Source organism: Xanthomonas cassavae CFBP 4642 (assembly GCF_000454545.1).
In the GTDB taxonomy this organism is placed as follows: domain Bacteria; phylum Pseudomonadota; class Gammaproteobacteria; order Xanthomonadales; family Xanthomonadaceae; genus Xanthomonas; species Xanthomonas cassavae.
The window spans coordinates 3,021,972-3,033,390 of record NZ_CM002139.1; the positions used below are offsets into that span (position 1 = coordinate 3,021,972).

At 63.0% G+C, this 11,419-nt stretch carries 5 protein-coding genes; 2 read left to right on the forward strand and 3 right to left on the reverse strand.

The window, feature by feature from the left end; translation table 11 throughout:
• Positions 1-174: 174 nt before the first annotated feature.
• Positions 175-2,079: a molecular chaperone HtpG gene (htpG, locus tag XCSCFBP4642_RS0113420; protein ID WP_029220245.1), complete on the forward strand. Its 1,905-nt coding sequence runs from the start codon at positions 175-177 to the stop codon at positions 2,077-2,079.
• 457 nt (positions 2,080-2,536) lie between these two features.
• Positions 2,537-2,854: a hypothetical protein gene (locus tag XCSCFBP4642_RS27115; protein ID WP_084624815.1), complete on the forward strand. Its 318-nt coding sequence runs from the start codon at positions 2,537-2,539 to the stop codon at positions 2,852-2,854.
• Between the two features lie 74 nt (positions 2,855-2,928).
• Here XCSCFBP4642_RS27115 and XCSCFBP4642_RS0113425 read toward each other — a convergent pair whose 3' ends face one another.
• The 3 genes from XCSCFBP4642_RS0113425 to XCSCFBP4642_RS0113435 form a co-directional block, all read right to left on the reverse strand.
• Positions 2,929-5,304 (reverse strand): glycoside hydrolase family 127 protein, encoded by a 2,376-nt coding sequence (locus XCSCFBP4642_RS0113425; protein ID WP_029220246.1) that lies wholly within the window; start codon positions 5,302-5,304, stop codon positions 2,929-2,931.
• A 145-nt stretch (positions 5,305-5,449) separates the two neighbouring features.
• Complete coding sequence (locus tag XCSCFBP4642_RS0113430) at positions 5,450-8,344, reverse strand: TonB-dependent receptor domain-containing protein (RefSeq protein ID WP_029220247.1); 2,895 nt, start codon at positions 8,342-8,344, stop codon at positions 5,450-5,452.
• Positions 8,345-8,835: 491 nt separating this feature from the next.
• Positions 8,836-11,151 (reverse strand): S9 family peptidase, encoded by a 2,316-nt coding sequence (locus XCSCFBP4642_RS0113435; RefSeq protein ID WP_029220248.1) that lies wholly within the window; start codon positions 11,149-11,151, stop codon positions 8,836-8,838.
• Between the last annotated feature and the right edge of the window lie 268 nt (positions 11,152-11,419).

The following is an 11,419-nucleotide window of genomic DNA, read 5'->3' on the forward strand; positions in this document are numbered from 1 at the left end:
CATGGCTCGGAGCGCAGCAAGGGGTGCCCATGATACCGCCGGCTCCGCCCTACCGGCTCCGGCGCGGCTGCACGACACAATCGCGCCGGCGCGCCTTGAAATCATCCGCCGCTGGCCTCATCCCCCAGGCCATCGGCCGCGTTGCGGCCTGGACCACCACGGAGCACGACCCCAATGACCGTTGAAACCGACAAGCAGACGCTGGGCTTCCAGACCGAGGTCAAGCAGCTGCTGCAGCTGATGATCCATTCGTTGTACTCGAACAAGGAAATCTTCCTGCGCGAGCTGGTCTCCAATGCCGCCGATGCCGCCGACAAGCTGCGCTTCGAAGCCTTGGTCAAGCCCGAGCTGCTGGAAGGCAGCGGCGAGCTGCGCATCCGCGTCGACTACGACAAGGACGCGCGCACTGTCACCATCGACGACAACGGCATCGGCATGAGCCGCGAAGAGGCGGTCTCCCAATTGGGCACCATCGCCAAGTCCGGCACTGCCGATTTCCTCAAGCACCTCAGCGGCGACCAGAAGAAGGACGCCAACCTGATCGGCCAGTTCGGCGTGGGCTTCTATAGCGCCTTCATCGTCGCCGACCAGGTGGACGTGTATTCGCGCCGCGCCGGCTTGCCGGCCAGCGAAGGCGTGCACTGGTCCTCGCGTGGCGAAGGCGAATTCGAGATCGCCAGCGTCGACAAGCCCGAGCGCGGCACCCGCATCGTGCTGCACCTGAAGGAAGGCGAAGAATCGTTCGCCGATGGCTGGACGCTGCGCGGCATCCTCAAGAAATACTCCGACCACATCGGCCTGCCGATCGAGATGCGCAAGGAGCATTACGGCGAAGCCGCCGACAAGCCGGTAGAGCCCGAATGGGAAGCGGTCAACCGCGCCAGCGCGCTGTGGACGCGGCCCAAGTCCGAGATCAAGGACGAGGAGTATCAGGAGTTCTACAAGCACATCGCCCACGACGCGGGCAACCCGCTGGCCTGGAGCCATAACAAGGTCGAAGGCAAGCTGGAATACACCTCGCTGCTGTTCGTGCCCGGCCGTGCACCGTTCGACCTGTACCACCGCGACTCGGCCAAGGGCCTGAAGCTGTATGTGCAGCGCGTTTTCATCATGGACCAGGCCGAGCAGTTCCTGCCGCTGTACCTGCGTTTCATCAAGGGCGTGGTGGATTCGTCGGACCTCTCGCTCAATGTCTCGCGCGAAATCCTGCAATCCGGCCCGGTGGTCGATTCGATGAAGTCGGCGCTGACCAAGCGCTCGCTGGACATGCTGGAAAAGCTGGCCAAGGACAAGCCCGACGACTACGCCACGTTCTGGCGCAACTTCGGCCAGGCACTGAAGGAAGGCCCGGCCGAGGATTACGCAAACCGCGAAAAGATCGCCGGCCTGCTGCGCTTCTCCTCCACGCACGACACCACCGGCGCACAAAGCGTTGGCTTGGCCGATTACGTGAGCCGTTTGGCAGAAGGCCAGGACAAGTTGTACTACCTCACCGGCGAAAGCTACGCGCAGATCAAGGACAGCCCGCATTTGGAGGTGTTCCGCAAGAAGGGCATCGAAGTGCTGCTGCTCACCGACCGCATCGACGAATGGCTGATGAGCTATCTCACCGAATTCGACGGCAAGTCGTTCGTGGACGTGGCGCGCGGCGACCTGGACCTGGGCAAGCTGGATTCGGAAGAAGACAAGAAGGCGCAGGAAGACCTCGCCAAATCCAAGGAAGGCCTGGCCTCGCGCATCAAGGCAGCGCTGGGCGACGACGTGGCCGAGGTACGCGTCTCGCATCGCCTGACCGATTCCCCGGCGATCTTGGCCATCGGCCAGGGCGACCTGGGCCTGCAGATGCGCCAGCTGCTGGAAGCCAGCGGCCAGGCGGTGCCGGAAAGCAAGCCGGTGTTCGAGTTCAATCCCACCCACCCGCTGATCGAAAAGCTGGATGCGGAAGCCGACATGGACCGCTTCGGCGATCTGAGCCGGGTGCTGTTCGACCAAGCCGCGCTGGCGGCGGGCGACAGCCTCAAGGATCCGGCCGGGTATGTGAAGCGGTTGAACAAGTTGCTGTTGGAGTTGTCGGTGTAAGCCGCACTACTTCTGCGCAACGCAAAGACCGGCCTAATCGCCGGTCTTTGCGTTTAAATGTTGGCATCCACATCCAGCAACTCAAGTTCTCGTTGATCTCTTGGTCGTCTCTCGCCATATTTCCCTGGATAACGGCATGACCATCAATTATTCCCGGCAAGGCAAACCGACAGACAATCACTTCATCGAGTCATTCATGACAGCCAGCATGCGTGTCTCAACACACATTGGCTCCAGCCACTAGACAGCGCACATCAGAAGTTCAAAGACTAGAGGATCAGTGATACTCATTTCCCACCACCCCTTCGATCAGCAATATCCTATCGACTGAGTTCGCCACCTAGTTTGCTCTCCGAACAAAGCCGAGTTTCCCAGGCGTGTGAGCATCTAACGCAGGGGGGCGGTGAGAAAATAGCAGGATTTCGGAATTTCTCAGCAATGCTTTAGGATGGCAACCATGAAATTTATATCACTGATGCTATTTCTATCTTTCACAGGCGCTTCTGCCGCGGAACCCGGTAACGCAGAAACCTTCAAAGCAATTGAGGCGGCAAGCAAAGATTTTAAGAATCGAATTGTCGCAATGTATCCAGCCAGCGGCGAATACTCGGCTCTGCGAGACCTCGAGTCCTATTCCATGGGGATTGCCCGAACACCTTCAAAAATAGTCATCGTCTTTTTAGTGGATAGGCGCTTAGGAATCATAGGCGGCGGCGGAGAATACACGCTGAGCAAAAAGGACGCGAAAGTTATAAGCTTTCAGGGGTACGAATAAATTCGCACAGCCTTCCTGCTTTCCGACGTCTCGTAGAAGCTCGTCATACGAATAACACGCGCTAGCTACAGCGCTCACGCCGACGCCAACACCCAACACCCAAACGCAGGCCCGGCCGAGTAGCCGGTCTCCGGTTCGATGCGAATCTGCAGGGTGTCGCGACCGGCGACTGTTGCTGGCAATGCGTAGTCCACATCGACGAACTCCAGGCCGCGGTTGCCGTCAAGGCGTTCGTTGGCGATGAGTTCGCCGTCGGCGAGGAGGCGGAAGCGACGGCGGGTTTCGTCGCCCCAGTAGCGCAGGCGCAGGATGCGGGCCTGGGCGGTATTGCGCAGGGTGAAGGCCATGAAGCCGCCAGTCCGCACGTCGCGGCCGGGCCGGCGGCGGTAGCTGAGCGGGTTGGAATTTTCCCCCTGCAGTGCATGCGCCTTTTCCGAGGCATCGTCGCCTAGCACGATGCGATCGAGCGCGCGGATGTCGAGTGCGTGTTGCGCGGCCGCTACTGCCGCCAGTTCGGTCTGGCGTTGCTGCCATGCGGCGGCGTCGCGGTGTTCCAGGTAGACCGCGCTGCGGCGGTCGAACTGGGCGTAGAACGGGGACAACTGCCACTGCTGCGCGCCATCGCTGTAGACGAAGGCTGTCTTGCCTGGCACCGGATGCAGTCGTTGCAGGATGTCCTGCCCCCCGATCAATGCCGGGGTCTTGCCCGACCAGGGCTTGGCGGCATCGCCCAGATCCACGGCAAGCACCAGCGGCCCGCGCAGCACCGAGACCCAGGCGGGATCGTCCGGGGTCGCTTCCAGGCGCAGCGGCATGTCGAACGCCAGGCTCAGGGTGTCGCCGCGCTGCCAGATGCGCGTGATGCGCAGATAGCCATCGCTGGCGGCGGTATCGACAGGCTGACCATTGAGTTGCAGGCGCGGCTGTTGCGCCCAGCCTGGCACGCGCAGTGCGAGCGTGCGTTGCTCGGCCGGCGCGGCGTCGATGCGCAGCGATGCACTGCCCTGCTCCGGCAATGCGCTGTGCAAGGTCATGTCCAGGCCTGCGGCGTCGCGCACCGTGGAGGGCACGTACAAATTGATGTAGACGCCCTGCCCGTCCTGCCAGTAGATGGAATCGCCGAACTGCGCGTGCGCTTCCATGCCGCTGCCCACGCAGCACCAGAAATCGTCGAACGGCGAGGACCAGCCGCGCGCTTCGCCGGCCAGCAGCGGTGTCATGTAGGTGAACATGCCGGTGCGTGGGTGCTGCTGCGCCATCACGTGGTTGAGCAAGGTGCGCTCGTAGTAGTCGAAGAATTCGGCCTGCGGGCCCCACTGGTACAGATGCCGGGTGAGCTTGAGCATGTTGTAGCTGGCACAGTGCTCGCAAGTCTGCTCGGTGAGAAACTTCGAAATGCGGTCCGGCTGCTGGAAATATTCGCGGTCGCCGTTGCCGCCGATCACATAGGTGTGGTGGTCGGTGACGGTGTGCCAGAAGAAGCGCGCTGCCGCGCCCGATGCGGCATCGCCGGTGACTTCGTACTCGCGCGCCAAACCGATCAGCTTGGGGATGTTGGTATTGGAATGCTGGTGCACCAGTTCGTCACGCTGGGCGACCAATGGGTCGAGCACGGCGTGGTGATGCAGGCGTTGCGCCAGCGCCAACCATTGCGCATCATTGGTTCGCACATGCAGTTCGACGAACGATTCGTTGAGGCCGCCGAATTCGCACGACAACACCTTTTGCAATTGCGCCTCGTCTAGCGCGGAGAAGATGCCTTGCAGGTATCCAGCCAGACCCACCGCCACCTGCAGCGCTTGCGCGTTATCGCAATGCGCATGCACGTCGAGCAGGCCGGCGAACAATTTGTGCCACGTGTACAGCGGTGCCCAGCTGCCGTTGAGATAGAACGGCGCCGGGTCGATCTTGCCGCGTTTGAGCTCGTCGAAGACCGCGCGCCCGCTTTCGATCTGCCCGGCTGCGTCCTTGCGCGTGAAGCCGGCCACGTAGCCATCGCCGGCTTGCGCCTGGCAGCGCGCCAGTTCGCCGACCAGATACCCGGCGCGTGTGCGGCACTGCGCATCGCCGGTTTGCGCGTGCATCAGTGCCAGCGCACTGAGGTAGTGGCCGAGCGTATGCCCGGCGATGGTGTCCGCCTCCCAGCCGCCATAGGCTGGCGCCTTCGGGTCGAGGCCGGCATACAGCACGAAGTTGTGCAGCAAGCGGTCCGGCTGCAGCCGCATCAGATAACGCCGGTTGGTGTGCAGCGCATCCAGGAACAGCGATGGCGTGAGCCTGACCTGGGCGAGCGGCACCGCGCGCACGCTGCCCGGTTGTGCAGCGCTGGCCTGGGCCGGGAACCTCAGGAAGCCGGTAGCTACCGCCAGGCTGCTCCAGGCCAGAAAGCGCCGCCGCGACAACGACGGCGTGTGGTTGCAGGTCGATTCGCCTAGGTGTGCTTCCGTCATGGGATCAGCTTAGCTCCTGATGGCGCGCAGGCATGCGCGCAGGTTCGCAACAACATGATCGCCGCTGCGCTGGCAACGCTGCCAGTGACGTGGCGTCTGCGCAACCGGCCGCAATCGGCCACGCAGCGCCGCAACACCAGCGCACTCAGAACTTCACCGTCGCGCGTGCCCAGTAAAAGCGGCCGAGCAGATCGTAAGTGGCCACATCGGTGTTCGCATTGCCCACGTTGTTGGCGTAGTACAGCGGCGGCTGCTTGTTGGCGATGTTGTCCACGCCGACTTCGAAGCGCGTATGCCACGGCTCGACGTTATAGCCAAGCTGCAGGTTGTTGTAGACGTAGGCACCGATATTGCGCACCACGGTCGGTTCGCTGGAATCGGCCGACAGGCTCTGGTCCGGATCCGAGTTGCCGATGGCGGTATGCCCCACATAACGGATGCGCCAGGTGGCACTCCAGTCGTCCAGTGCCCAGCTGACCGTGCCCAGCGCACGCCAGCGTGGGAAGTTGCCGTAGGCCTGGGTGTAGCGGCCCACGTTGTGGATGGTGACCGAGCTGGGGTCGGTGGTGTCGGGCAACACGTCGTAACGGGTGAGATAGGTGCCGTTGAGGCCGGCGGTGACATTGCCCCATGCCATTGCAGGCAAGCGGTAGGTCAGGTTGAAGTCCATGCCCTTGGCCCACAGCTTGCCCAGATTGACGGTGGGCTCGGCGATGTAATTGATGGTGCCGTTGCCGTTGCGATGGATCAACGCGCAGAACGCGCTGGCCGAGTTGGCGAAGCATTGATTCAGCACCGTCTGCGCCGACACCGTGGTGATGGTGTCTTCCAGATCGATGCGCCACCAGTCCGCACTCAACGACAGGCCGTCGATCCACTGCGGGTCGTACACAAATCCGACGTCGTAGGACTTACCGGTTTCCGGCTTGAGCTGGTAGCCCGCGACTGCCGCGCCGGAGACCTTGCCCGACACCTGCCCGTCCGATTGCTGGTAGCTGCCATCGGCGGGCACATTGGCGCAGGCCACCGTGTTGCCGCCGGTGTAGCCGTTGCACGGGTCGTTGACGGTGGCCGCGTCGCCGGCCACGCCGGCATACAGCTCGTTGATGTTGGGTGCGCGAAACACTTGCGAGACGGTGCCGCGCAACAACAGGTTTTCGACGGGGCGGTATTCCAGCGACAGCTTGCTATTGGTCTTGCTGCCCACCGAGCTGTAGTCGGAAAAGCGCGTGCCCACGGTGATGTTCAGCGCATTGATGCCGGGCAGATCCTTGAGCAGCGGGAACAGCGCTTCGGCATAGGCCTCCTTGACATCGAAACTGCCACTCAAGCTGGACGAACAGAATTCGATCACGCCGCACAGGCCATTTTCATCGCCGGTCCAGAGCGGGTCCGAGGCGGTGGTGGAGCGCTCCTTGCGGTACGAAATGCCGGCTGCCAGGCTGGCCGAACCGGCCGGCAACTCAAAGAGCGTGCCGTTGGCATTGGCCTCGAATTGCTTGACCGTGTACACGCTGGTGACGATCGGGTTGACCACCATGCCCTGCAGGGTCGCCAGATTGGCGCTGTCGTTGAGGTTGAAGAAATTCAACGGCGTACAGCCGGCAATCGCTGCACCCGCGCTGCCGCACTTGACCACGCCATCGCTATCCAGGAACGAGGGACCGATGGCCTGATTGAACGCGGCATAGTCGAGAAAGCCGTTGTTGATCGACTTCTGCTTGACCTTGCCGTAATTGAACGTGGCATCCCACTGCCAGGAGCTGTCGCCGAAACGGCCGCGCAGACCCGGGCTGATCTGGAAGTTGTAGGTGTTGTATTGGTAGCGGCGGTTGCCCAACACGGTGGCGCGCGTATTGAGGTCGTTGTAGGAGGTGCCGGTGGTGCGATCGGTGCCGAAATTGACGCCGAATGGGTTGTAATAGCTCTGCGCCGACACCAGGATGTTGTCGCCGTTGGAAAAGATCGGAATCGGCGCAATGATCGAGGCCGATTCGGTTTTACTGAACCAGGTATTGACGTAGCCCTCGACGCTGTCGCTGAAGCGATACGTGCCCAGCAGGAAGGCATTGGTGCGTTTTTGCGGGGTCTGCAACAGGTTGAACGGCTGATAGTTGTAGGAATCTGAAGCAGCGTTATAACAGTGGAAATCGCCAGGACTCGCCCGCCCGCTGACACCGCTGTTGAGGGTGACGCGCCCGCAACCATTGGATTGTGCGAGCAGTTGCGATTGATCCGAGCCATCGTTGAAGTTCACCGTGCCGGTGGGCGTGGCCGAGGAGCCCTGCTTCACCGGTTGGCCATTGGTCAGCGCGAGCGCATCCTTGGAGTAATCGCGCGCCGCTGCCGAGACGGCATCGATGTTGTGATACGACAGGCCGCCGATCAGGCTGCCGCGCTCCCAGGTCTTGCCGGCGGTCAAGGTGAAGTTGCGGCGGTTGCCGTCGCCTTCGCTGCTGGTGCCGAAGTCGCTGCTGAACTGCACGCCGTCCAAGCGCGAGCGCAGGATGAAGTTGACCACGCCACCGATCGCATCGGAGCCGTACACCGCAGACGCACCGTCGCTGAGCACCTCGATGCGTTCGATCATGCTGGAAGGAATGGCGTTGACGTCGTTGTAAGCCAGGCGGATGCCATTGACCAGCACCAGCGTGCGCTTGTCGCCCAATCCGCGCAGCGAGATCGCCGAGGCGCCGGTGCCGCCGCCGTTGTTGGTATACGGATTGGTCGCATTGCCGGCGATGGACGGCAGTTCCTGCAACAGATCGCCCACGGTCGCCTTGCCGGTGGCAGCGATCTGCTCCTGGCTGACGGTAACCACCGGGTTGGCGGTCTCGGTATCCACCCGGCGCAAACGCGAGCCGGTGACCACCACGCTGTCCAGCGTCTGCGTCGCATCGCCACCGGCAGCTTGCTGCGCAGCCACCGGCGCAACCGCACCTGCCGACAGCACCAGCAACAGCGCGGTGGTGAGCATGCTCGGCAACGGCCGCGTGGTGGCGCTGGTCGTGCGAGTCAGAGGCAACGGCAACATCGGCATGCAAGGCTCCTGAGTGTGACGAAAGACAAACCGTGGGCAATACCTGCCCGTGCCGGCGTACAGCGGCGCAGAGCGACGTAGATGGCAGACGCACGCTGCAACAAACCGCTGGCACGGTCGTGTTGCAGAGGCGCAGACAACGTGCGACGCAGGCGACCGAACAGTCGCGCAGCAACGCGTGTTACCGGAAAGGTGGTGCATTCCTCACTGGATGCGCTTATGCGCTCCAGTTTTCATCAGCTGGTCACAATGTGCCTGTGCGCAGACGCCACGTCTTGTCGCATTTGGCGAACGCGCATGCGGAAAACAGCATGGTTCGCAACTGAACGATCACGTGTGGCGGCATGAGCGCGCTCGAGCCCGCACGCATTGGCACCGCTTGCGGCGATGGGAGTGCAGATGAAGCTGACAACGATCGATGCGCGGACGGGGGCATTGGGCCCGATGTGCCGCGCACGCCAACTCGCCGCACGCGACCAGCAGCGCGCGCATCACCGCACCGATGCGGCCGGCGCTGCGACGTTGCGATTCCACTCCGGCGTTGGTGCGTGCTGCATCCAGCGCAGGAAGAAATCCAGCAGGCGGCGCCTGCCGTAGTCGCCACCGGCACCGTGATCGCCGCCCGGCACGACCAGCAGATCGAAATCCTTGCCGGCCTTGATCAGGCGGTCGGCCACCTGGAAGGTACTGGCCGGGTCGACATTCATGTCCATGTCGCCGGTGACCAGCAACAGATGCCCCTGCAGGCGCGCGGCGTTCTCCACATTCGACGATGCGGCGTACCACGGGCCGACTGGCCAGCCCATCCACTGTTCGTTCCACCAGATCTTGTCCATGCGGTTGTCATGGCAGCCGGAATTGGCCACACCCGCCACATAGAACTCCGGATGAAACAGCAGCGCCCCCAACGCGTTCTGCCCGCCTGCCGAGGTGCCGTACACACCGACACCGCCGCCGATGTCGTACCACGGGTACTGCGCCGCGGCTGCCTTGTGCCAGGCGATACGATCCGGCAACCCGGCGTCCTTGAGGTTGCGCCAGGCCACATCGTGGAAGGCGCGCGAGCGGTTGTTGGTGCCCATGCCATCGATGGACGCCACCGCAAACCCCATCCCGGTGAGCGATGGTGTGGCGGTGCTAAAGCTCTTGGGAACGAACGAGCCCTGCGGTCCGGCATAGATGTCTTCGACGACCCGGTAGCGCTGCTGCGGATCGAGCTGCTGCGGGCGATGGATGACGCCCCAGATCTCGGTCCTGCCGTCGCGCCCGGTGGTGTGAAACGGCAGTGGCGCCTGCCACCCTGCCGCCAGCAGGCGGGTCAGGTCGGTGCGCTCCACCGTGCGTGCCAGGCTGCCATCTGCGCTGCGCCGCAACTCCAGCACCGGGCCCAGATCCACGCGCGAGTAAAGATCCAGTAGCCAGGTTCCATCCGGCGAATAGCGCACCTCATGATCGGCAGCCAGCGGCGTCAATGCGGTAAGTCCGCGGCCATCCAGCCCGATGCGATAGGCATGGCGATAGTACGGGTCCTCGCCGGGCTGCATACCCGAGGCGGTGAAATACACCTGCCCTGCTGCTTGGTCGATGCGATCGAGCTTGCGCACCACCCAGTCGCCACGTGTGACCTGGCGGATCACCTCGCCGTTGTGGCCGTCGTACAGATACAGATGCTCCCAGCCATCGCGCTCGGATGCCCACACGATCTGCGCGCCATCGTCCAGATCCTGGCGTGCGTGCTTGCCGCCGTTCTCATGCTCGCCACTGAGCTCGGAGTATTCGATGAAGGTGGGCGATGTCTCTTCGATCAGCGTGCGCGCGGCGGCTGTGCGTGCATCCACCTCGATCACCCGGTACAGCTGGTGACCGCGTGCGTTGTATTCGAAGGTGAAACCGCGGCTGTCCTTCCACCAGACCATTTCGCTCAAGGTGAAGGCATTGGGCAGCAAGGTCATCGCCACCGGATGCGCTGCGTGCGTGGCAAGATCGAACAAGACCGGCTGCATCACCGGCAACGCATCGCCCGGCTTGGGGTAGACCTGCTGATGCAACTTCGGCTGCACCTGATCGGCGGGCGCCGACTCGATGTAATAGACCATGCGCGGCGGCGGCGCCTTGACCCGATATGCCGCCAGATGTTGCGAATCCGGCGACCACACTACGCTGTCGAGTGCGTAGTAGTCATCCGTGCTGCCATCGTGGCTGAGCACGCTGCGCTCGTGACTGCCAACCGGCGCGATGACCAGATTGCCCTGCTCTACCCAGGCACGCCAGCGGCCATCCGGCGATGTCCTGGCCTGGCGTTCGCCCTGCTTGAGCGGCAGGCGCATGTCCATCGATTCGGCCGGCAGGTCGCGTTCGGGCAGGTGCGCGCAGCGATAGCGCAGCAAATCGCATTGCCAGCCCAGTTTCGCCAACTGGAAGCTCAGGCGCTGCTGTTCCAGGATGGGCTCGTCAAGCTGCAGTCGCGCTGCGTCGACCGCCTTGGCACCGGCCTGCGTCAATGCTGCGGCCAACCGCGCGTGATCGAAGGCCAGTGTGTTGCGGCCACTGGCCGCCTCCACCAGGCGGTATTCGATCGCCGGCAGCTGCTCGCTGCGCGCCACTCCACGCCGATAGAGAAAATGCCCGGCATCCACCCACACCGGCGCCGTAGGCTGCCGGTCCACCAGCGAAGCGTAGTGATCGGACAAGCCCATTGCCTGCGTGTACTGCGCCGGCGTGGGAGCGGAGAGTGGCGCCGCAGTCACCGGCACGATGTGCGCCAGTGCGAGAGACACGCACCAGATTGCGACGGTGCGTAAGCGCATGGCAGGGATGTGTGGCACCTGTGACCTCAATTCGAGAAGACAGCGTGGCGTTGATGGACGATGGCTGGGCCGCTGACTGCAATCGCTGCGGCAGACACACACCAAGGAAAGTGCGGCAGGCCGTCGGGTAGAGCAGACGCGACGGCTGCACGCGTGCGCCACATCTCTTGGCCATGCGTGGTCATTCACGTCAGCGTGACTGAAACACTTGGGACACATTCGCAAGGCACGCGCGGCCAGTACGCAAAAGCCGATGTGTCATCCCCCA

Excerpts from the sequence above, each read along its gene's own strand:
- htpG (WP_029220245.1), top strand. The coding sequence starts at position 175 with ATGACCGTTGAAACCGACAAGCAGACGCTGGGCTTCCAGACCGAGGTC.
- XCSCFBP4642_RS27115 (WP_084624815.1), top strand. The coding sequence starts at position 2,537 with ATGAAATTTATATCACTGATGCTATTTCTATCTTTCACAGGCGCTTCT.
- XCSCFBP4642_RS0113425 (WP_029220246.1), bottom strand. The coding sequence starts at position 5,304 with ATGACGGAAGCACACCTAGGCGAATCGACCTGCAACCACACGCCGTCG.
- XCSCFBP4642_RS0113430 (WP_029220247.1), bottom strand. The coding sequence starts at position 8,344 with ATGCCGATGTTGCCGTTGCCTCTGACTCGCACGACCAGCGCCACCACG.
- XCSCFBP4642_RS0113435 (WP_029220248.1), bottom strand. The coding sequence starts at position 11,151 with ATGCGCTTACGCACCGTCGCAATCTGGTGCGTGTCTCTCGCACTGGCG.